The 19,556-nt window shown below is 43.5% G+C and carries 23 protein-coding genes; 10 read left to right on the top strand and 13 right to left on the bottom strand.

Annotation, left to right across the window (positions count from 1 at the left end; all coding sequences use genetic code 11):
* Positions 1 to 32 precede the first annotated feature (32 nt).
* The 3 genes from AC59JT_RS11760 to AC59JT_RS11750 are packed head-to-tail and all read right to left on the bottom strand — an operon-like array spanning position 33 to position 2,341.
* Positions 33 to 620 carry a hypothetical protein gene (locus AC59JT_RS11760; protein ID WP_497398990.1) on the bottom strand — a complete coding sequence of 196 codons (588 nt, stop codon included), beginning with the start codon at positions 618 to 620 and terminating at the stop codon, positions 33 to 35.
* Positions 617 to 1,840 (bottom strand): terminase large subunit, encoded by a 1,224-nt coding sequence (locus AC59JT_RS11755; RefSeq protein WP_497398988.1) that lies wholly within the window; start codon positions 1,838 to 1,840, stop codon positions 617 to 619. The genes AC59JT_RS11760 and AC59JT_RS11755 overlap by 4 nt, the downstream gene beginning before the upstream one ends.
* A gap of 30 nt (positions 1,841 to 1,870) precedes the next feature.
* On the bottom strand, positions 1,871 to 2,341 hold the full coding sequence (locus tag AC59JT_RS11750; protein WP_497398986.1) for a terminase small subunit: 471 nt from the start codon (positions 2,339 to 2,341) through the stop codon (positions 1,871 to 1,873).
* Positions 2,342 to 2,516: 175 nt separating this feature from the next.
* Between AC59JT_RS11750 and AC59JT_RS11745 the strand changes: the two genes are divergently transcribed.
* Both AC59JT_RS11745 and AC59JT_RS11740 read left to right on the top strand, forming a co-directional pair.
* Positions 2,517 to 3,092: a hypothetical protein gene (locus AC59JT_RS11745; protein WP_497398984.1), complete on the top strand. Its 576-nt coding sequence runs from the start codon at positions 2,517 to 2,519 to the stop codon at positions 3,090 to 3,092.
* A gap of 94 nt (positions 3,093 to 3,186) precedes the next feature.
* Complete coding sequence (locus AC59JT_RS11740; RefSeq protein ID WP_497398982.1) at positions 3,187 to 3,465, top strand: RNA recognition motif domain-containing protein; 279 nt, start codon at positions 3,187 to 3,189, stop codon at positions 3,463 to 3,465.
* 104 nt (positions 3,466 to 3,569) lie between these two features.
* On the opposite strand, the gene AC59JT_RS11735 is transcribed toward AC59JT_RS11740, so the two are convergent.
* Positions 3,570 to 3,995: a hypothetical protein gene (locus tag AC59JT_RS11735; protein WP_497398980.1), complete on the bottom strand. Its 426-nt coding sequence runs from the start codon at positions 3,993 to 3,995 to the stop codon at positions 3,570 to 3,572.
* 480 nt (positions 3,996 to 4,475) lie between these two features.
* On the opposite strand from AC59JT_RS11735, the gene AC59JT_RS11730 reads away from it, so the two are divergent.
* From AC59JT_RS11730 to AC59JT_RS11720, 3 genes are all read left to right on the top strand, one after another.
* On the top strand, positions 4,476 to 5,165 hold the full coding sequence (locus AC59JT_RS11730) for a S24 family peptidase (protein ID WP_497398978.1): 690 nt from the start codon (positions 4,476 to 4,478) through the stop codon (positions 5,163 to 5,165).
* Between the two features lie 211 nt (positions 5,166 to 5,376).
* On the top strand, positions 5,377 to 5,730 hold the full coding sequence (locus tag AC59JT_RS11725; protein ID WP_497398976.1) for a hypothetical protein: 354 nt from the start codon (positions 5,377 to 5,379) through the stop codon (positions 5,728 to 5,730).
* Positions 5,731 to 5,812: 82 nt separating this feature from the next.
* Positions 5,813 to 6,169 carry a hypothetical protein gene (locus AC59JT_RS11720; RefSeq protein WP_497398974.1) on the top strand — a complete coding sequence of 119 codons (357 nt, stop codon included), beginning with the start codon at positions 5,813 to 5,815 and terminating at the stop codon, positions 6,167 to 6,169.
* Positions 6,170 to 6,234: 65 nt separating this feature from the next.
* Here AC59JT_RS11720 and AC59JT_RS11715 read toward each other — a convergent pair whose 3' ends face one another.
* The 5 genes from AC59JT_RS11715 to AC59JT_RS11695 form a co-directional block, all read right to left on the bottom strand.
* On the bottom strand, positions 6,235 to 7,512 hold the full coding sequence (locus AC59JT_RS11715) for an adenylosuccinate synthase (RefSeq protein ID WP_497398972.1): 1,278 nt from the start codon (positions 7,510 to 7,512) through the stop codon (positions 6,235 to 6,237).
* Positions 7,512 to 8,141, bottom strand: coding sequence for a nucleotidyl transferase AbiEii/AbiGii toxin family protein (locus AC59JT_RS11710; RefSeq protein ID WP_497398970.1), 630 nt, complete (start codon positions 8,139 to 8,141; stop codon positions 7,512 to 7,514). Before AC59JT_RS11710 ends, AC59JT_RS11715 begins: the two co-directional genes overlap by 1 nt.
* The gene (locus AC59JT_RS11705; RefSeq protein ID WP_497398968.1) at positions 8,096 to 8,389 is read right to left on the bottom strand and encodes a DUF6922 domain-containing protein; all 294 of its coding nucleotides are present in this window, start codon (positions 8,387 to 8,389) and stop codon (positions 8,096 to 8,098) included. The genes AC59JT_RS11710 and AC59JT_RS11705 overlap by 46 nt, the downstream gene beginning before the upstream one ends.
* Before the next feature lie 5 nt (positions 8,390 to 8,394).
* Positions 8,395 to 8,862 carry a Fur family transcriptional regulator gene (locus tag AC59JT_RS11700; protein WP_497398966.1) on the bottom strand — a complete coding sequence of 156 codons (468 nt, stop codon included), beginning with the start codon at positions 8,860 to 8,862 and terminating at the stop codon, positions 8,395 to 8,397.
* A 120-nt stretch (positions 8,863 to 8,982) separates the two neighbouring features.
* The gene (locus AC59JT_RS11695) at positions 8,983 to 11,202 is read right to left on the bottom strand and encodes a RelA/SpoT family protein (RefSeq protein ID WP_497398964.1); all 2,220 of its coding nucleotides are present in this window, start codon (positions 11,200 to 11,202) and stop codon (positions 8,983 to 8,985) included.
* A 107-nt stretch (positions 11,203 to 11,309) separates the two neighbouring features.
* Here AC59JT_RS11695 and AC59JT_RS11690 point away from each other — a divergent pair, with 107 nt between their 5' ends.
* Genes AC59JT_RS11690 through bshB1 form a run of 3 tightly spaced genes read left to right on the top strand, consistent with a single transcriptional unit; the run spans position 11,310 to position 13,152 of the window.
* Positions 11,310 to 11,921 carry a DUF4294 domain-containing protein gene (locus AC59JT_RS11690; RefSeq protein ID WP_497398962.1) on the top strand — a complete coding sequence of 204 codons (612 nt, stop codon included), beginning with the start codon at positions 11,310 to 11,312 and terminating at the stop codon, positions 11,919 to 11,921.
* Between the two features lie 2 nt (positions 11,922 to 11,923).
* Positions 11,924 to 12,424, top strand: a complete 501-nt coding sequence (locus AC59JT_RS11685; protein WP_497398960.1) for a glutathione peroxidase — start codon at positions 11,924 to 11,926, stop codon at positions 12,422 to 12,424.
* Between the two features lie 8 nt (positions 12,425 to 12,432).
* The gene (gene bshB1, locus AC59JT_RS11680; protein WP_497399361.1) at positions 12,433 to 13,152 is read left to right on the top strand and encodes a bacillithiol biosynthesis deacetylase BshB1; all 720 of its coding nucleotides are present in this window, start codon (positions 12,433 to 12,435) and stop codon (positions 13,150 to 13,152) included.
* A 13-nt stretch (positions 13,153 to 13,165) separates the two neighbouring features.
* Here the strand turns inward: bshB1 and AC59JT_RS11675 are convergent, their stop codons facing one another.
* From AC59JT_RS11675 to AC59JT_RS11660, 4 genes are all read right to left on the bottom strand, one after another.
* Positions 13,166 to 13,603 (bottom strand): hypothetical protein, encoded by a 438-nt coding sequence (locus tag AC59JT_RS11675; RefSeq protein ID WP_497398958.1) that lies wholly within the window; start codon positions 13,601 to 13,603, stop codon positions 13,166 to 13,168.
* A 185-nt stretch (positions 13,604 to 13,788) separates the two neighbouring features.
* Entirely contained in the window at positions 13,789 to 15,123 is a 1,335-nt protein-coding gene (lat, locus tag AC59JT_RS11670) for an L-lysine 6-transaminase (protein WP_497398956.1), read from the bottom strand.
* Between the two features lie 271 nt (positions 15,124 to 15,394).
* On the bottom strand, positions 15,395 to 16,282 hold the full coding sequence (locus AC59JT_RS11665) for a 1-aminocyclopropane-1-carboxylate deaminase/D-cysteine desulfhydrase (protein WP_497398954.1): 888 nt from the start codon (positions 16,280 to 16,282) through the stop codon (positions 15,395 to 15,397).
* Between the two features lie 8 nt (positions 16,283 to 16,290).
* Positions 16,291 to 17,361, bottom strand: a complete 1,071-nt coding sequence (locus tag AC59JT_RS11660; RefSeq protein WP_497398952.1) for a DUF6588 family protein — start codon at positions 17,359 to 17,361, stop codon at positions 16,291 to 16,293.
* Positions 17,362 to 17,494: 133 nt separating this feature from the next.
* On the opposite strand from AC59JT_RS11660, the gene AC59JT_RS11655 reads away from it, so the two are divergent.
* Both AC59JT_RS11655 and AC59JT_RS11650 read left to right on the top strand, forming a co-directional pair.
* A complete protein-coding gene (locus tag AC59JT_RS11655; protein ID WP_497398950.1) occupies positions 17,495 to 18,550 on the top strand; it encodes an RluA family pseudouridine synthase in 1,056 nt (351 codons plus the stop codon).
* A gap of 6 nt (positions 18,551 to 18,556) precedes the next feature.
* Complete coding sequence (locus AC59JT_RS11650) at positions 18,557 to 19,393, top strand: aminotransferase class IV (RefSeq protein ID WP_497398948.1); 837 nt, start codon at positions 18,557 to 18,559, stop codon at positions 19,391 to 19,393.
* The last annotated feature ends 163 nt before the right edge of the window (positions 19,394 to 19,556 follow it).

The following is a 19,556-nucleotide window of genomic DNA, read 5'->3' as shown; positions in this document are numbered from 1 at the left end:
AAACTCCGCCCGGTGATCCCACAGAAATTTTTCTACCTCGTTGGCATGGCTATGGGCAGTGCCTCCGTTACCCGCATGCTTTTAATAGTGTCTGCAAATTGATCGACCTCGTATTCGTTATATGGCTTGCCGGTAACGCGGCAATAAAAGTAATGCCCCAGTATCTGCGCGCAGGCTTTTAACGACGGATTGAAACGCTGCTGCCAATCCTCCTCGCCATGTTGTTTAATATGTTCGCTTATCTCTTCGGCAATAATATCCCGGGCGGCCATAAAAGCGCCGGCAGGTTCTACAGACAGGTTGCGAATAACTTTTACTTTGATCTCTTTACCATCAACCACAAAGCTCACCTTATCAGGTATCGCATCGCTGTTGTACAGGTATTTTATCTGGTTGGATAGTGATAACACGGTTTCGGCAAATACATCCAGTTCGGCGGCACTTTGCACATTTTGTAGGTCTGCTAACGCGATGCCGGATAAAATGCTGATGGCATCCAGATCGCTCAATTGCTCTTTTTGCTGCATGGCCATCAGCTGTCCCAGCGTAATTTCATTCAACTGCGTTGGGATACTTACCGGCAAGTTGCCCTGCGTGGTTTTTAACTTTTTTTGAATCATATGTTGAATAGGTTTAATAACGATGATTGCTGTTCGGGCGCCTTGTAAGGCAGCCTTGATTTTGGCGAGGCCAGGTTGTTTATTTTAAGTTTGTTAAGCGCCACATAGCGCAGCGGATCTATCAGGTGGTTCCAGGAATCAACAGGTTCATTCATCGCCTTGCCAGACCGGTCTATCCGCCATTTATAGCGTTCCAGTTCCTTACGCAGGTTCACGCTGCGGCGGGTGATATTGATCTTATAGCGTTTTAAAATGTCGATAGAGTTTTTAATACTATCCGGGCCTTTCTTAGCCGGAGAGGTCCGCCAGCCTAAGCGTCGCAATTCTTCGATGGATTTTGGCTCGGCGCTGTCAGCAACTATTTCGGTGCTTTTACTTACACCTGTGGTGCTGAGCCGGCTTGCAATTTCTTTATTAGTGAGGCCTGTTTCGTAAAACATTTCATCCACCCACAGCTCGCCATTTTGCATATACACTTCAATGCAACCGGTCTCATCATTGGTAAAGCCAAAATCAAGCCCTGCGGCTACCAGTTTAGCATCTGGCGGAATATCATTACATAAATACCAGTCATCGAGTATCAGGCCGCTTATTTTGCCGGTAACGCCGCGGGCGTACACCTTCCATAGTTCCAGGTCGGTTTCTTTTACGGCTTCTATCTTATCCCGTACTTTTTGGTCCAGGAAGGGGTTATGCCGATGATCGGATATGATCAGCTCCACGCCATCCCGCCCCAGCAAATTATCATGCACCCAAAACGCGGCGTTGGGGTTGTAATCAATAAACACCCGGGTTTTGGTACGTAGCGCCAGTTCGGTATAAACCGGCCACTCAATGCCGTTGGCCTCGTTAATGAATAAGTAATCCCGTTTGCCAGATTTGGCATCCTGCGCGTTGTCGTAACTCTTAAACTCCATGATGGAGCCGTTGTAGAACTCAAATATCCTGTCGGTTTTATTAAAGTTTTTAACCAGTTGTTTCAGCTGCGCGGAACCATTGTATATAGCCAATGCATCGCGCAATGCGCCGGCTTTCAAGTTGGGGATATCCTGACCAACCACCGTGATCACCTGGTTTTTAGCTTCGCAGGCCAAACAAAACAGTACCTGTTCAATGGCATAGGTTTTACCCGAACTGGTGCCCCCCTGGTTAACCACCACGCTTGCCATACTGGCATAGTTATGCCTAAACAAAACCGACGCTTCGTATTCCTTTTTCATATTGATGTTAATGATTGTGAAAAGGGGAGGCTACAAGGTCACTTCCTTTTCGTTAGCAGCGGGCAACGGGCCCGATTCAATGATTTTTACTTTAATGCTTTTCAGCTTGCCTTCGGGGCTATTGGTTTCGGCTTTCTCGTTCCACCCAATATTTTTTAAGGCGAACATGGCACCGGTGGGCGATTGGTAGTGCAGCTTCTTTTCGTACGCGGTTTCTACCCGTAGGCGTGCACGTTTAAGTAGCACGGCGTATTTGCCGCCAGCTTCGTACTCGTCAAACTCATCGCGACTGTTAAAGCCCAGCGCTAGGGCAAGCCCGCTAATGGTTGCCGGCTCAGGCTCGCGGTCCCATACTTTTTGTTCGGTGGGCTCGGCAGTGTCAGTGAGTTTTTTAGGAGGTTTTAACTCGATGTGAAACGCGCCTTCAATTTGTTTGAAATAGGCGTCTATTAATTCGCCCAAGGCTTGTTTAGTGCTGAAAAGCTTCGATTGTTTCTTCATTATGATATAAATGACAATCGGCATAAATTCATTCAAATATACAAATAATCCGTTGCATTTGAAAGTTTTATGCCTGATTTTGTTAAAATTTGTTTGTTTGTCAGTTAATAGTTAATTTGTGATTATTCTAAATAAGGCTTATACTAATCATTATATTTGTCGCATCTAATCGCTTATGAGGTACTTACGGCTTGCGTTTCTATTTCTCTTTGTTTCTGTCGCTTTAGCAGCGTGCCAGAAAGATGAGTCTGTAGATCCGGCCGGCATCAAAAAGCTATTAAACGCTGATTCATCTGCCGCTAAAAACAACTTGCTTAACGCCCCCGGCAGCTTTTTAGCCATCAAAGGAAATTTAAAAGTTACGGTTGAGGATTCAACCTATACCTTCGATGCCGAAACCGACTCCATCGCTTTTGTAAATGTTTCTTTAGATAGCACAAAATACTTTGGTATCACCGCCATCAACAAGGCCCACACCATTAGTTTTGGCATCAGTTCTGAAGGTGTGGCGGCCTCTGACGTTAATAGTGCTATAGCCGGTAGCCAATTGTTGTTTAACAAAGGCGAGAAATCCGTACTTCAGTATACCTTATCCAAAAAACTGAAAGATGCCGGTAAGATAAACCTGGCTCAGTACCTGCAGGATAGCACTTCAACAAAGGGCACTTTTTACATCTCACTCTCTAAAGATGGCAAAGCCGCTACCGCGCCTACGCCGGTGGTAGGCAGCTTTAATTTAAAGCTAAAATAGCTTCGTGTAATTTGTACGTCACAATTAGGACTTCGATTGCTTTTTGCTCCTCCTCTTCCCTTAAAAAACGCTATTTTATGCGTACCTTTGCGGCATGAAAGTATTTATTGCAGGGCTTCCTACAGAGGTAGATGAAGCAGAGTTAACCGCAGTGTTTGGCGATTTTGGGCCGGTTAAATCCCTCAGAATAATCAAAGACCGCGACACAAAAGAGAGCAGAGGTTTTGGTTTCGTTGAAATGTTTAACGAAGACGAAGCAAAAGAAGCAATCAAATGCATGAACGGAGCGAGCTATTATGGCCGCCGTATTACAGTTAACATAGCCCAGGACAAAGACTCAGAAGGAGCAGACCGCGGGTTTAGGCGTAACTAAACGTCCAGATAAAAAGATGTTCTTATTTTGTAGCCGGCTGTGTGCCGGCTTTTTTTTGCGCTAAACTTTCGACAATGCAAATATACGAAAATATGTTTAATATGCTAAATGGCATATTTTGCTTCAGTGTCTGCCACCTCATTTTCTACCAGCTGGGTTAGCAAGGTTTTCACTACGGCCTCGCGTGCCCATTGTTGTTCGGTCGGCGATGCGTCTTCCTTGTACCAGCGTATGGGTTCGTTAATTTCGATGCGCGTTTTGTAGATGAAATTCTTTTTAACGTGCATTTTGGTGCCTTCATAACTGTTCAGGTTTTCGGCGCGGATGAGTTTGGCAAATTGCTTTAGGGGCAGGTCAACCTGCAGGCATTCTTCCAGGGTGTTTTTAAAGTCGTGTTTGTCTTCCAGCCAAAGGGTTAAGGCGTCTTCGGTCAGGTCATAATCAGCAATGCTGATGCGGCTGTAATCGTAATCAACAGAGATGATCATCCACCACAGCAGGTCTTTTAGTTTTTGAGAGATCTTAATCATTTTAAAAAAGTATTAAGCGTCCTGTTGTGGAACGGGACGGCGGTTAATAATGGTTGCTGCCTGCGGAGAGCAGGCTGTGTAAGGTTTAGTTATTATGGTTGAAGCTTGGCGTCCAACCCGGAAAGTATTTCTGTATATCGGCTATTTCGTGGCTGTATTTTTGGCAAACAGCCTGGTAGGCCCGGTAACGCAGCGCTAGTTTTTCAATCCTTCGGTTGCGGCATCTTCTCTTTTTGTTTCTCTTTTTTGCGAATGCGGAATAGGCTATATACATAAGTTTAGGATTTTTTGTAGTTCGTGAAGTAGATTTCTTTGTTTAAAACCGGTTTACCTATGGTCCTGATTCTAATTTTTCTTTATTTTCTGTATTCATAATTTGTTTTATAAATAAATTTGCTGTAATCTTGTATCGATTTCGAATACAAATATAAAGAAATATCTTTAATTTATAAAGAAAATTTTAAAAAGTTTTGCACAATTATGGAAAAGCCCGACAAAGCAAATAAGATCAAAACCGTACGCCCTGAGACCCTGGAGTTTATTATTTTATATAATCAGCTAAGAGGCAGAGCATTTACAGGTAATGCCCAACTGGCCGAGGTTTTAGGCTTTAACTCCGCGGCTTCTATTACAGAAATAATAAAGAGCAGGCAAAACATAGATCCTGAAAAATTAAAGATATTTAAAGAAGAATATAAAGATTTTTTAACAGGTGAAAAGAAGCCGGAGGTGATAGCTGTACCTAAACCCGATGGCATCCCCATGTTTGAAATAACAGCCAGCGCGTCGGGCGTGGAGGTGTATAATGACATGAACGATATGCAGCCCGTGGGCCGTATGAATTTCCCCGGCATTGAGGATTGTGATTTCGCTTTACCGGTTTGGGGGCACTCTATGTATCCATACCTGGAAAACGGTTGCTGGGTGGCCTTGAAAATAATTCACGATAAAAAGATATTGCCGGGCGAGGTATACTATATAGAGTGGGGCGATTACCGCATGTACAAGCGCCTGCTGGCCAGCAGTAATCCGGATGAGGTGGTGGCACACTCAGACAATACCAGCGAGATGATTGGCAACCAGCTCAAATATGCGCCCTTCGTTATCAAGATAGCCGACATTAAAAAGCTTTGCCTGGTTAAGGATATTCATAAAAAGCACAATCATTAATTATTGCTTAACGTGGCTAGCCAGACAAATTTGCAGTATTTAGCTGTAGCAGGGTGGACAAAAGAGGTAAAAAGGTAGTTAAGTTTATTAATTAATAGTAGTATTTAAATATTATATATATTTTTAAACCTAAATATTTAGCATTAGTTATAAGCAAGTTAACTGGCGCGATGATATTGAATACAACTTAAAACCCTGTTATAATTAATTTATGGAAGATCTAGTCCTCTACGCTATTGGTGCGGTGGTGATCATTATTTTTATCATCGTACTTAACCACAAAAAACAAAAAAATACTGTTAACAGCTTTTTAAAGGATGCCGAAGAAATGCAGCCCATGTTTCTGCAAAAGTCTGTTGAAAAGAAACTGCAATCACTTTACGCTTCTTTGTATGATAACGGTGTAAAATCCGCCGCAGGCGAAGCTCCTAAAGCTACAGGCCGCAAATTGCAGTTGGTACAGGAGTTGGAGCAGTTGGAGCGCGATTACAACAGCAAAAAGATTCCTTTAAAAACATATAGCGATAAACTGCACGCGTTGCAGATGAAAGTGAGCAAGCTATAACCGCTGCTTTTCGCCCCGCGTTAATAATGAATAAATAATTTTACTTGTTTTATAAGTACAATGTTTAATATTGCGCTCACGTATGAGCGACGAAGGTTTATTAAAACGTATTAAAGTTATTGTTAAAGATCATGGCGGACAGCTGGCGCTGGCCGGACTGATTGGCGTTGACCAGGGCTTTATAAGCAAGGTGATTAACAAAAAGCAGGAGGTAAGCTATTACCTTATCCGCAAGCTTTGTTTCCAGCTCAAGTATTCGCCCGAGTGGCTGATACTGGGCACCGGCGAAAAGAAGATCAACAAACCCGAATCTGCCAAGCTCATCACCGAAATACAAATGATGCGTACCGAGCTGGATATTTTACACGCCCGCATGCGCGCCTTTGAACTGGAGATTGCCGAACTAAAGAAGAATAACGATCAACAGCAAGTTGGTTAGTATATAAAACAAGAAAGCCTCCGAGATATCTCGGAGGCTTTCTTGTTTTATATCAATATTGCAGCTTAGTGCAATACTAAAGTTTGTTTTCTGTCTGGTCCAACTGATAGCCATTTGATAGGCACTTCCAGCTCTGCCTCTAAAAACTCAATGTACGATTGCAACTTAGCAGGGATCTCGTTCAATTCGGTAATACCGGTAATATCTTCTGCCCAGCCATCAATTTCTTTTAATACAGGCACAGCATCAACCGAACAGATATCGTAAGGCATGTAGTCGATTTTCTCGCCCAGGTAGTTATAGTGGGTACAAGCGTAGATCTTATCGAAACCGCTCAATACGTCGGCCTTGGTCATTACCATTTGGGTAACGCCGTTAAGCATAATAGCGTATTTTAAAGCCGGAAGATCGATCCAACCGGTGCGGCGTGGTCTGCCGGTAGTAGCGCCAAACTCGTGGCCTATACGGCGTAGTTCTTCGCCGGTCTCATTCTCTAACTCCGTAGGGAAGGGGCCGCCACCAACGCGGGTGCAATAGGCTTTGAAAATACCTATCACATCGCCAATTGTACGCGGGGCAATACCCAAACCCGTACAAGCGCCGGCAGCGGTAGTGTTTGATGAAGTTACGAACGGATATGAACCAAAGTCGATATCGAGCATAGCGCCTTGTGCACCTTCGGCCAGTACTTTTTTGCCGGCTTTAAGGTAGCTGTTTACCAAATGTTCCGAGTCAACCAGTTCAAATTGTTTGATCAGGTCGATAGCTTCGAAGAACAAAGCTTCGCGCTCCGAAAAATCAGCCACTTCGCCATAAAGCGATTGTAGCATTGAAGTATGTTTATCAACCAGTTTTTGGTAACGTGCTTTAAAATCGGGCAAAGTAATATCGCCGATGCGCAGGCCGTTACGGCCGGTTTTGTCCATATAAGTTGGGCCAATACCTTTTAAGGTTGATCCAATTTTACCTTCGCCCATATTTTTTTCAGACGCGGCATCAAGCAACTGGTGGGTAGGCAATATTAAGTGCGCTTTTTTAGCTATCAATAAATTCTTTTTAGCCAACAGGTCGTGCCCGGCATCTTTCAATTTATCAATTTCTTTTTTTAAGGTGATAGGATCAATAACAACGCCGTTACCAATAAGGTTAATAGTGTTATTAAAAAATATACCTGAAGGTATGGTGTTTAAAACAAATTTCTTGCCGTCAAACTCTAAAGTGTGGCCCGCGTTAGGGCCGCCTTGAAAGCGGGCTATCAGGTCATAACCTTGCGCCAGTACGTCAACAATTTTTCCTTTACCTTCATCGCCCCATTGGAGGCCTAATAATACGTCAACAGCCATTAATTTTTATTTTGAATATATGTATTAAATTTCTTCAAGATCGTTTTCTTGATCTCAGTCCATTTCAAATTTTTAAAACAATATGGGTCTGGTTGTAAATCTGCCTCTGCAAAATATGTTATTGATTTTGCTATCATCATAAGCGCATTGTTGGGGTATCTTTTTTGGTAGAAACTCATCATTTGCTCAAATGAATAGTGATTTAACAACTCATATAAATCCCAAAAATCTTTTTTCGCTCCACGCCCGGCAATCGCGTTTAGTTTTAAGGCAATTATTTCTTCAATAGATGCAAACCTAACACCATCTTCTAAATGCTGGGGGTAAGTGAAAGGTTCAAAGGTAAATACAAAATCCACTTTTACCTCATTAATATATGTAAAGAATAGTCTGGGACTTTTTACTCCTTCAAAAGAGAACGACGGAAACTGATTTTGTAATTTATAAACGATAAGATCTCTGTCAAAAGGCTCATCGGTGAAAAGGTCCAGGTCTATCGATTCCCTGTGACCTAACAATAAAGATAATGCTGTACCCCCAACTAATCTGAATTTTTCCAGTTCCTGAATACTCATTAATTCTTTCAGTAAACCCAGCGTTTCGGGTCTAACTGTTTGTTCGTGTAGCATTTAAAATCCTTGGGTTCAAGATCAAATATCGCGCAACAAAAGTAAAGTTCTTTATCGCCAATCCAGCTAGCTTTTACAATTTCTTTTTTGATTTTATTGTCACCGTAAAATTTCCTTAGTGAAACAAAATCATCGATAGATCCTCTGTCAATAACCTTCTCCATTACATAGCGCGCATTCTTCTCATAGTCGATCTTATCCATATCAACATCCCAAAATGCCTGTTTGCTTAAAATGGGTTTATTCACCGTGCTTATATTTTTCTGTCGCAGTAACCTTCTCTTAATTTTGAGCAATTACCATACAGGTTTAAAGAGTGGTGTTTGATGTCGAATTTCAATAGCTCGCCCATCATGCTCTGTATCTGTTGGATACGAGGGTCGCAGAACTCAACTACCTTACCGCAATCAAGGCAAATAATATGGTCATGTTGTTTATAACCGTATGATTTTTCAAACTGGGCCATGTTTTTACCAAACTGGTGCTTGGTAACCAGGTCGCATGATACCAGTAGCTCCAACGTGTTGTACACGGTAGCACGGCTAACGCGGTACTTCTTATTCTTCATGTGGATATACAATGATTCCACATCAAAATGGTCTGTACGCGAATAAATTTCTTCCAAAATAGCAAAGCGTTCCGGCGTTTTACGCAGACTTTTATTTTCAAGGTAAGCCTCGAAAATCTTTTTTACCATTGCTATCGTTTCCTGTTGAGACATAGTGTATTGTTAATGTGCAAAGTTATGAATTTTAAATAGAATCAAGAGCCAAGAGTCAAGAACCAAGACTTTTTTGACATTAGGTCATCTTGACTCTTGTTTCTTGACTCTTGATCCTCTCTAAGACGCTTTCTCAATAGCATCAAATCTGGTTACCGATGTTACACCGTTTACCGTTTTCAGCGTTTTTATCAGGTTATCCAGGTGTTCGGTACTGTTTACGTATACCATTATCGAACCTTCGAAAATACCATTATCGCTATCCACAGTTATAGATCGCATATTCACCTTAAAATCATGCGATATTACGGTAGTAAGCTTGTTGATCAAACCTACATCATCAATACCGGTAATACGCAGGCCGGTTAAAAATGCCAGTTCCTGTTGGTTGGTCCAGCGGGCTTTTATAATGCGATAGCCGTAGTTGGCCATTAGTTTGGCAGCGTTAGGGCAATTGGTGCGGTGTATTTTTATGCCATCGCCTACGGTAACAAAACCAAACACATCATCGCCGGGGATAGGGTTACAGCAATTGGCCAGCTTATAGTCAATTTTCTGCATGTCCTCGCCAATCAGCAGCATGTCGCTGTCTTTAGCTTTAATATGCTTTAACAGGCTTTGTACCTGTTCCTGGTCAATTTTATCCTGTGGCTTGTTCTCAATTACTTTTTCAGATACCTGGTATTCTTTCAGGTCCTTCATATCAATCAGCCCTTTAGCCACGTTGAAAAACAGGTCCTGGGTTGATTGCAGTTTAAAGTAATAGCTCAGCTTATGTAAGTTTTCAGAATTGTAGGTGATCTTAAGCGATTTCAGCTTACGCTCCAAAATCTCCTTACCGTCCTCGGCAACCTTACGCTTCTCTTCTTTTAGGGCCGATTTAATTTTGGCTTTGGCCTTAGCCGTAACCACAAAGCTCAGCCAGTCCTCTTTTGGCACCTGCTTGCTCGAAGTAATTACTTCCACCTGGTCGCCGTTTTGCAGCTTATAGCTCAGGGGAACCAGCTTATGGTTAACCTTGGCACCAATGCAGCTGGCACCAACGTCGGTATGTATCTCGAAAGCAAAATCGAGCGCGGTGGCGTTCAATGGCAATTGGATCAGGGCGCCTTTAGGGGTGAAAATGAAGATCTCGTCAGAGAACAGGTTCATCTTAAAATCATCCAAAAACTCCAGCGCATTGGCGTCCGGGTTTTTCAGCATTTCGCGCACTTTGTGTACCCACTGGTCAAGCCCGCTATCACTGCTGGCTTCTTTGTATTTCCAGTGCGCGGCGAAACCTTTTTCGGCAATCTCGTTCATCCGTTTGGTACGTATCTGCACTTCAACCCATTGGCCGCGCGGGCCCATTACTGTTGTATGTAAGGATTCATAGCCGTTAGCTTTAGGGGTCGATATCCAATCGCGCAAACGGTCGGGGTTAGGGCGGTAAAGGTCGGTAACTACTGAGTAGGCTTTCCAGCAATCGGCCTTCTCATTTTCGGGCGCGCTATCTAATATCACGCGAATGGCGAAAAGGTCATACACTTCCTCAAAAGGCACGGCCTTTTTCTTCATCTTGTTCCAGATGGAGTGAATAGATTTGGGCCGACCGAAAAGATCAACGTCCAAACCCTGTGCTTCCAGGATCTTTTTTACCGGCTCAATAAAGTCGCGTATAAATTTCTCGCGTTCGGTTTTTTTCTCGTTGAGCTTATTTTTGATAAACTGGTAAGTTTCGCGCTCCATGTATTTCATGGATAGGTCCTCCAGTTCAGATTTTATGGCATATAAACCCAATCTGTGCGCCAGCGGGGCATACAGGTAAATGGTTTCTGATGATAGTTTAAGCTGCTTATCGCGCGGCATAAACTCCATGGTACGCATGTTGTGCAGGCGATCCGCCAGTTTTATCAGTATCACCCTAACATCATCCGCCAGGGTAAGCAACATTTTACGGAAGTTTTCGGCCTGCAGCGAGCTGTTGGTATCAAACACGCCCGATATTTTGGTCAAGCCGTCAATGATCTTGGCTACCTTTTTGCCAAACTCCTGTTCAATATCGTCCAGCGTAACATCGGTATCCTCAACCACGTCATGCAGCAGGGCGCATACTATAGAGGTAGTACCTAAGCCAATCTCTTCGGCGGCTATCTGGGCAACGGCAATAGGGTGGTATATATAGGGCTCGCCACTTTTACGGCGCATATCCTTGTGGCTCTCCAGGGCCATGTCAAAGGCCTTGCGTATCATACGTTTATCGCCCTTTTGCAGGGTAGATTTACTTGCGCGCAGCAGAGCCCGATACCTTTTCAGGATCTCGGTTTTTTCGGCTTCCAGGTCAATTAATAATTCTTTCATGTTGCGGCATTAACGTATATTTATCATAAACTCGCAATAAACTGTTAAATTGCTTGTTAATATGAGATATCCAAAAAAAATTGCATTAATTTTGCAATGTTAAATTTATGAAAAAACTTGGGTTTTTGATACTGTTATGTAGCTTTTTGGGCACTGCAAGCGCCCAGGACAAAACCCTTGCTCCCCCTATTTTGGGCAAAAACGATACCATACGCACCTTTTTGGTTGAATATGACGGCGAAATGATCCCATGGCTGCCATTGTCAGAAGTGGTGATACGCGATGTGCGTATTTTTAAGACCGAGGCTGACAGAAAGGCATTCCGGATGCTGAAATACAACGTTTACAAAGTTATTCCTTACGCCCATTTTGCCGGCGACCGCTACCGCAAATTACAGCGCGATTTGGCCATGACCGGCGATAAGCGCAAGCAGAAAGAGCTGATGAAGCAGTGCGAGGATGATATTAAAGTTAAGTTTAAAGAAGTACAAAACCTCACCATAACCCAGGGCGAAATTTTAATAAAGCTGATTGACCGCGAAACCGAAAACTCAACATTTGATTTGTTGAAGGACATGAAAGGCGGTTTCAAAGCATTCATGTTTCAATCGGTGGCCCGCATATTTGGGCACAATCTTAAACAAAAGTACGACCGTGACGAGCAACGCGATATTGAAGCGATATTGCAAGAGGCCGGTTACGATTCGCATCGAAATTAATAATGGCTGATAATACCATCTACCAGTTCTCGGTTCATCGGCTTGATGGGCGCGAGATCAAACTCGATTACTATAAAAACAAAGTACTGCTGGTTGTCAATACCGCATCTCAATGTGGATTTACGCCACAGTTGAAAGAGCTGGTTGAACTTAAGAAGCAATTTATTGACCAGGATTTTGAAATACTGGCCTTCCCCTCAAATGATTTTGGCCAGCAGGAACCTTTAGAGGGGGATGCCATAGGCGAGTTCTGCGAAAGTTATGGTGCCAACTTCCCCACGTTTGATAAGATGCGAGTACGCGGCCCTTATGCCGATGACCTGTACAAGTTTTTTGCCGATAGAAAAGCTAACGGCAAGCTGTCATCTGTTCCACGCTGGAACTTTCATAAGTTTTTAATTAACCGTGATGGTGTGCCGGTTGATTTTTATTACCCTTTCACCAAACCAACATCTTCCAAAATCAAGAAAAAGATAGCTAAGCTTTTAGCGACTGAAAAATAAGTACCATGATAAAATTAGATATACTGGTTTTAGCCGTACACCCCGACGATGCCGAATTGGGCTGCGCCGGCACCATACTAAAACACATTGCATTAGGTAAAAAAGTAGGTATTGTTGACCTTACCCGCGGCGAGCTGGGTACCCGCGGTTCGGCCGAGATTCGCGACGCGGAAGCTGCCGCTGCCGCCAAAATACTGGGCCTTACCATACGTGAAAACCTGGGCCTGCCTGATGGTTTCTTCCAAAACACTAAAGAATACCAGCTTAAAGTAATTGAGGCCATACGCAAGTATCAACCCGAAATTGTAATAACCAATGCCTATTACGACAGGCACCCCGATCATGGCCGTGCCAATGAGTTGGTAGAAACGGCAAACTTTTTAGCCGGTTTGCGCAAAATTGAAACGGTTGTTGATGGCCAGGTGCAAGAGCCTTGGCGCCCCGAAATGCTGCTGCATTTTATACAGGATATGTATATTAAGCCCGATATACTGGTTGACGTAAGTGAGTATTGGGACAAAAAACTGGAAAGCATTTATGCCTACGGTTCGCAGTTTCATAACCCGGAATGGGAGAACGAGCCGCAAACCTATATCTCATCGCCCGATTTTATACAGATCATAGAAGCACGCGCACGCGAACATGGCAAGGTAATACAAGCCAGGTACGCCGAGGGCTTTACCTCAAGAAAGATGTTAGGGGTTGATAACTTGTTTAACCTAAAATAAAATATGTGAAGGCTTAAACCTTCACATATTCAAAACGGTTATTGCTATCATTACGCTGGCGTTTAAGCTTGTTTTCGTTGGCAAGCTTTAACAATATGCCCGATAGCTCGGAAGTTTTAAATTCCGAATCAAATAAAGCTTTACAATGCTCGGCTATATCGGCTATTGAATGGGCGGTTTTGAAAAAGTCTGTGCTCAATAGCTGATTTAAAACTTTGGTAGCGCCCGGTTTTTTGCGGGAGGGTAAAGCTGCCCTACTTTCGCTGGCAGCAACAGGCCGACCGGCTTTTTTAAACAGATCAGTGCCTTCGGCATCTCCTCTGTCTGATTCGATCATCGCATCTAATAATTTATCCACAACTCTTACTTGAACTGCTTCAGATCGGAATGAATTAACAACTTCTGAAATTTCAATAAGTTGTTTTTTTAACTTGTCGATAGGTTTGCTCATAATAAAATAACTGCTACAGGGTTATATTATTTTACTCTCATATATTTTGACACTGCAATAATATTAGGGGAAACAGCAGTCAGTACAGTTTTTCAAAGGTAATAGCCCAAATTTAATGCATATGGCCCTTTTATGAGGCACAAACAACCCTTATTGTTACAACTTGTAGCAACATTATTACATATTTAAAGGCCTTTTACTATGCTTTCCAGCATATCAAGTCCTTCATCAATATTTTCCTTTTCGATAATGAGCGCAGGCCTGAAACGTATGGTATGGTTACCGCAACCCAAAAACATTACGTTATTGGCCATGCCGGTTTGTAAAAAAGTATTACGTTTTTCGGTATTGGCAAAATCAAAGGCGGTTAATAAACCTTTGCCGCGTACATTGCCTATAACGGCAGGGTAACGGCTGGCAATTGCGCTTAAACCATCTTGCAGGTAACGGCCGTTTTCGGCGGCTTTGGTGCAAAGGTTATCTTCTTCAATTATCTCCAGTATTTTGGTTGATCGCACCATATCCACCAAACTGCCGCCCCAGGTTGAGTTAATGCGCGATGATACGTTGAATACATTATGCTCCACCTCATCAATCCGCCTGCCGGCCAGTATGCCGCATACCTGCATTTTTTTACCGAAGGCTATGATATCCGGCCTCGCCTTATCGCCAAAATGTTCGTGGCACCAAAACTTACCGCTCAAGCCTACGCCGGTTTGTACCTCGTCATAGATCAGCAAGGCATCGTTCTCGTCGGCCAGAATGCGTAGCTGCTCCATAAATTCCTTACGGGCATGGTTGTCGCCGCCTTCGGCTTGAACGGGTTCAACTATAATGGCGCAAATATCGTCGGGGTTATCAGCAAAAGCTTGTTTTATCTGGTTGATGGAAATCTCCTCACGCCTCAATAGATCCGCCAGGTTAGCTTCTGTTTGCGGGAACTGTATAGCCGGGAACGATACCCTCGGCCAATCGAACTTAGCGTACCATTTGGTTTTTACAGGCGCGGTATTGGTCAAACTTAAGGTGTAACCCGAGCGGCCATGAAAAGCGTTTTCAAAATGCAGCACTTTATGGCCTTTTTCGGTTTTCTGGCCCTTGGCAAAGTTTTTCTGAACCTTCCAGTCCATCGCAACTTTTAAGGCGTTCTCAATGGCCAGTGTGCCGCCGGCAATGAAGAAGGCATGCGGTAGGTAATCAGGTATCCCCACACGGTCAAACGTGGCTACAAACTGGGCATATTGGGTGGTGTAGATATCTGAGTTGGATGGGTTGGTTAATGCCGCCAGCATCAGGTTCTTTTTAAACTCCTCGTCGTTCAGCATTTTGGGGTGGTTGTAGCCCAAAGGCACCGAAGCGAAGCAGGTAAAAAAGTCTAACAGGGTACGGTCATACTTTGAATCGTAGATGTGCACACCGCTGCTGCGTTCCATATCAAAAGTCAGATCGAAACCATCCGCCAGCACATGTTTGCTTAACGAATCAATTACATTTTCGGGGGATACTGATAGCTTATACATAGGCGAATTACTTTTAGCCAAGTTACTAAAAAGTGCCCTGAAATACTAATTTAAGCGGTTTTTGAACCGAGGTAGTGAAAACTAACTTTAAATTGTTTAAACCTGTTTTTTAAACCGTTCGCTATTTTGGTATAGCGGTGCGGATGTGCAGATCAGTAGATGTCCAGGTGTGCAGATGGCGTAAAAGGTGAAATTTTAGAGCAATGACAAAATTTAGCGTGGCATCTGCACATTCGCACATCTGCATATTTGCACATCAACTATTGCATATCTAAAATTTATCTCTCATCCCCAACAAACCCCAAATACCGCCGCTATGGATGGCCAAAATGCGGCTGCCGGGTTTAAAATAGTCTTTGGCGGCCAGATCGTAAATAGCGTATAGCATTTTGCCGGTGTATACAGGATCTATGAGGATGCCGGTATTGGTAACGAAGTTTTTGATGAACGTTGTTAGTTCATTATTCACCTTGCCGTAGCCACCGAAATGATAGTCGGTGTGGAGGGTATAGTCTGCGGGTTGTAGTAGGAGGTTATTGATCTCATCGGCAATAAAGCCGCCGTTTTTAAATACAGGTACAGGGTTGGGTAGGGTAGGTAACTGATGTTGTTGTAAGCCGTTGATGATACCCGCTGCCATGGTCCCGGTTCCGCAGGCGCAAAACAGGTGGTCGTAAACTTCGGGTAGTTCGGCAACAAGTTCGCTGCAGCCTTGGGCGGCTTCGTGGGATGCGCCGCCTTCGTTGATAAACATCGCGTTAACATCATCGCCAAAATATTGAGTGAACAGTGCTTGCTTATCGCGATAGCTATCTCTATCAACAAATAACAAATTCATGCCATGCAAACGGCACATAAATAACATGTTGTTGTCAACCTCTTCGCCACGTACAATGCCGGTGGCTTTGAAGCCAAACTTAGCTGCCGCACCGGCGGTGGCCAGCAGGTGATTGGAGTATGCGCCGCCGAAAGTTACCAAATGCGTTTTACCTTCGACTTGCGCTTTTTTAAGCAGGTATTTAAGTTTACGCCATTTATTGCCCGATATGATGGGATGTATCAGGTCATCGCGTTTTATGTAAACTAACAAGCCCCGCTCATCAAACAAAGGATCTTTGATCTGATGAACGGGGCTGAAAATTTCTAAGTCGATATTCATCAACCGTATTAGAAGCCTAAACCGATACCGGCGTTGCCTGATACATAGCCACTGCCGCTACCTACCGATGCATAAATGCGCAGGATGGCCAGGTTAAGTTGGAAACCAACATCGCCACGGATACCGCTGATGCTGCTTTTATCAATGTTGATCGGGTCTTTTACTACTACATAGTTAGTACCCTGACCAGGAGTGGTTGATTGTAACGGATAGTTACCCAAAACGCCCAATTTGGTATTTGCCGTTTGATAAGAAACTGACGCAAATGGCGTAAAGAATAATAATCTTTTTGAAATAATACCCTGTACGTTTACACCTCTGAAAGTTGCAGAGATCTCCTGGGTCGAAAAATCAGCCGCGCTGTTACCCGGAGCAGGAGTTGAACCCGCATCAGGTTTTACGCTTAAGCCTTTGGTGTATTTAATTTGATTGTAGTTAACCGCAATCGCCAAATCAAAAGGTTTAACTGTACCTTTTTTAGCCAGTGTTTGAATGATGTTGTGTTTAACACCAATACCAAACATACTTACAGATCCGGCTTCGTCACCTAGTTTAATTTCAGGTGTAATACGTGCTGTAACGTCGGTGTTTTTAATTAAACCTACAGTAAATTGCACGTTTGGTGCCGGTACGTATTGCGAAATACCCGCCGGTAAAGTAAACGTGTTACCAACTTTATTGCCGTTAGCGTCGTTGATACGCATAACTGGTGTGGCAACACCCTCTTTTCCGCCAAAAGTTTGCGCAATATTTGTTGTTGAACTAGCATCAACGCTAAGGTTGCTTGATAAACCAATTTTGGTAACATCAAAGGTTCTTTCAGACATCGGTACCATCGCTACGTTAGCAGTGATACGTAAATCAAAGTGTAAAAATTTCTTGGTTGCCGCGGTGTTGTTCCAGCCACTGTTAAGGCCAATGCCAAAGCCCTTGAACATTGGGTCGGCATAAGCACTTAATAATTTGGTCGCATCAGCAGGGCTTGATTTGATCAATTGGTTAAACTCGTCCTGAGCGCTTGCTTTGAACGAAACAGCCGTCAAAATTGCGACTGCAATTAGGGGGTAAAGTTTTTTCATGAAAATTGTTTTAAAGTAAAAGGTGATTTATTTCAACAAAAGTATAAATATTTATGAATATTAAATATTTGTGTATTTGGCACTTCTGTATTTTCGTAGCGCAAAAAGTTTTAAAACCAGTACTTTTGCGCAAATGGCAACCGAACAGGATATTTACGAACAGGAAGAGCAGGACCTTTACGAACATTTACGCGTGGTGGTTGACAAAGGTCAGTCGTTATTGCGTATTGATAAATTTTTGATGCTGCGGGTTGAGAACGCATCGCGGAACCGCATACAAAACGCCATTGATGCCGGTAACGTGCTGGTTAATGACAAAGTTACCAAGGCGGCCTACCGTGTGCGGCCACTGGATGTGATATCGGTAGTATTACCGCATCCGCCCCGCGATACCGAAGTTTATCCCGAAAATCTGCCTATTAATATTGTTTACGAGGATGATGACCTGCTGGTGGTTAATAAAGAAGCCGGTATGGTAGTGCACCCCGGGTATAATAACTATCACGGTACACTGGTAAACGCGCTGGTATATCACTTTCAGCAACTGCCTACGTTGCCGGGTAATGATGGCCGCCCGGGTTTGGTGCACCGTATTGATAAGGATACTTCGGGTTTATTGCTGATCAGCAAAAACGAACGCTCCATGACCTACCTGGCCCGGCAGTTTTTTGATCATAGCATTACCCGTAAATACATTGCCCTGGTTTGGGGCGATCTGCCCGAGGATGGCACTGTTACCGGCTATATTGGTCGTAGCATAGCTGACAGGCGGGTGCAGTCAATATATGATGACCCCGAAAAAGGTAAATGGTCTGTAACCCATTATAAGGTGCTGCAGCGCTTTAATTATGTTACGCTGATTGAATGCCAGCTGGAGACAGGTCGTACTCACCAGATCCGCGCGCATATGAAGCATATCGGGCATCCGCTATTTGCCGATGCTACGTATGGCGGCGATAAAATTTTAAAAGGCACCGTTTTTAGCAAGTACAAACAGTTTGTTGAAAACTGCTTTGAGCTGATGCCACGCCAGGCCCTGCACGCGCAAACCATAGGTTTTGTGCACCCATCGCAAAAAAAGTATATGCATTTTGAAGCGCCTCTGCCACAGGATTTTGAAGCGGTTTTGCAGAAGTGGCAAAAATATGTTGGTAGCAGTGCAGAGCAAAATGACGAGATTAGCGTTTAGTATTGCATGATGCCTCTATTTATCAATTTTAACGGAGAAATTTTACCTGCTGATGCCAAGGTGCTTGCTGTGGCAAACCGCGCGTTTAAGTATGGCGATGGTTTGTTTGAAAGCATGCGCATGCTTAAAGGCGAACTAAAGTTTGTTGACCTGCATGTTGACCGTTTGCAGCGTGGCATGAAGGCCCTTAAAATTGATGGTTACTCGCAAATGGATGCCTGGTTTTTAAAAGAGCAGGCCGAATTGCTATCTATCCGCAATAAATCAAAACATGGCCGCATCCGTTTAACGGTATATCGCGACGCGGAGGGTTTATACACCCCATCGCAAAACAAAAACGGCTTTTGCATGGAGTTTGTACCAGCCGATGAGCCGCGTTATTTTTTAAATGCTAAAGGCTTGATAGTTGATGTTTTTAGCGAGATACCCAAGCCCACCAACTATCTATCTAACATAAAAACCTGTAACTCCTTGCCTTACGTAATGGCAGGCTTGTACAAAACGCAGAACAACCTGGACGATGTGTTTTTAGTAAACCAAAACGGTTTTTTATGCGAGGCCAGCAGCAGTAATGTTTTTGTTTGGTATCAAAACCATTTATACACTCCGGCGCTTAGCGAAGGCTGCGTAGAAGGCGTGATGCGCCAGGTAATTATAGATATTGCCAAAAAAATAGACCTGCCCATAACCGAAGCCCAGATAAACCCCGAAATACTATTTGAAGCCGACGAGGTATTTTTAACCAACGCCAGTAGGGGGATACAAACCGTTATGGGATACGGCATCCGTCGTTATTTTAATAAAGTAAGTAAGGTGTTGATGGATGAGTTGAATAAGTTGTAGGGCTTTTCTTCCCTTTTGTCATTTCGACGAGGAACGAGGAGAAATCTTTTGCATGCGACTATTGGCTAGGCGTATAAGATTTCTCGCTATGCTCGAAATGACAATTAGGGGTGAGGAAGGGTTAACTTCAATTACTCGTCTTATCTCCCAAATAAGCCCTGTC

The sequence above is a fragment of the Mucilaginibacter sp. A3364 genome, from assembly GCF_059690715.1.
The sequence above is the reverse complement of the archived record's forward strand: the minus strand, read 5'-3'. Positions and strand labels throughout refer to the sequence as shown.

Excerpts from the sequence above, each read along its gene's own strand:
- AC59JT_RS11760 (WP_497398990.1), bottom strand. The coding sequence starts at position 620 with ATGATTCAAAAAAAGTTAAAAACCACGCAGGGCAACTTGCCGGTAAGT.
- AC59JT_RS11755 (WP_497398988.1), bottom strand. The coding sequence starts at position 1,840 with ATGAAAAAGGAATACGAAGCGTCGGTTTTGTTTAGGCATAACTATGCC.
- AC59JT_RS11750 (WP_497398986.1), bottom strand. The coding sequence starts at position 2,341 with ATGAAGAAACAATCGAAGCTTTTCAGCACTAAACAAGCCTTGGGCGAA.
- AC59JT_RS11745 (WP_497398984.1), top strand. The coding sequence starts at position 2,517 with ATGAGGTACTTACGGCTTGCGTTTCTATTTCTCTTTGTTTCTGTCGCT.
- AC59JT_RS11740 (WP_497398982.1), top strand. The coding sequence starts at position 3,187 with ATGAAAGTATTTATTGCAGGGCTTCCTACAGAGGTAGATGAAGCAGAG.
- AC59JT_RS11735 (WP_497398980.1), bottom strand. The coding sequence starts at position 3,995 with ATGATTAAGATCTCTCAAAAACTAAAAGACCTGCTGTGGTGGATGATC.
- AC59JT_RS11730 (WP_497398978.1), top strand. The coding sequence starts at position 4,476 with ATGGAAAAGCCCGACAAAGCAAATAAGATCAAAACCGTACGCCCTGAG.
- AC59JT_RS11725 (WP_497398976.1), top strand. The coding sequence starts at position 5,377 with ATGGAAGATCTAGTCCTCTACGCTATTGGTGCGGTGGTGATCATTATT.
- AC59JT_RS11720 (WP_497398974.1), top strand. The coding sequence starts at position 5,813 with ATGAGCGACGAAGGTTTATTAAAACGTATTAAAGTTATTGTTAAAGAT.
- AC59JT_RS11715 (WP_497398972.1), bottom strand. The coding sequence starts at position 7,512 with ATGGCTGTTGACGTATTATTAGGCCTCCAATGGGGCGATGAAGGTAAA.
- AC59JT_RS11710 (WP_497398970.1), bottom strand. The coding sequence starts at position 8,141 with ATGCTACACGAACAAACAGTTAGACCCGAAACGCTGGGTTTACTGAAA.
- AC59JT_RS11700 (WP_497398966.1), bottom strand. The coding sequence starts at position 8,862 with ATGTCTCAACAGGAAACGATAGCAATGGTAAAAAAGATTTTCGAGGCT.
- AC59JT_RS11695 (WP_497398964.1), bottom strand. The coding sequence starts at position 11,202 with ATGAAAGAATTATTAATTGACCTGGAAGCCGAAAAAACCGAGATCCTG.
- AC59JT_RS11690 (WP_497398962.1), top strand. The coding sequence starts at position 11,310 with ATGAAAAAACTTGGGTTTTTGATACTGTTATGTAGCTTTTTGGGCACT.
- AC59JT_RS11685 (WP_497398960.1), top strand. The coding sequence starts at position 11,924 with ATGGCTGATAATACCATCTACCAGTTCTCGGTTCATCGGCTTGATGGG.
- AC59JT_RS11675 (WP_497398958.1), bottom strand. The coding sequence starts at position 13,603 with ATGAGCAAACCTATCGACAAGTTAAAAAAACAACTTATTGAAATTTCA.
- lat (WP_497398956.1), bottom strand. The coding sequence starts at position 15,123 with ATGTATAAGCTATCAGTATCCCCCGAAAATGTAATTGATTCGTTAAGC.
- AC59JT_RS11665 (WP_497398954.1), bottom strand. The coding sequence starts at position 16,282 with ATGAATATCGACTTAGAAATTTTCAGCCCCGTTCATCAGATCAAAGAT.
- AC59JT_RS11660 (WP_497398952.1), bottom strand. The coding sequence starts at position 17,361 with ATGAAAAAACTTTACCCCCTAATTGCAGTCGCAATTTTGACGGCTGTT.
- AC59JT_RS11655 (WP_497398950.1), top strand. The coding sequence starts at position 17,495 with ATGGCAACCGAACAGGATATTTACGAACAGGAAGAGCAGGACCTTTAC.
- AC59JT_RS11650 (WP_497398948.1), top strand. The coding sequence starts at position 18,557 with ATGATGCCTCTATTTATCAATTTTAACGGAGAAATTTTACCTGCTGAT.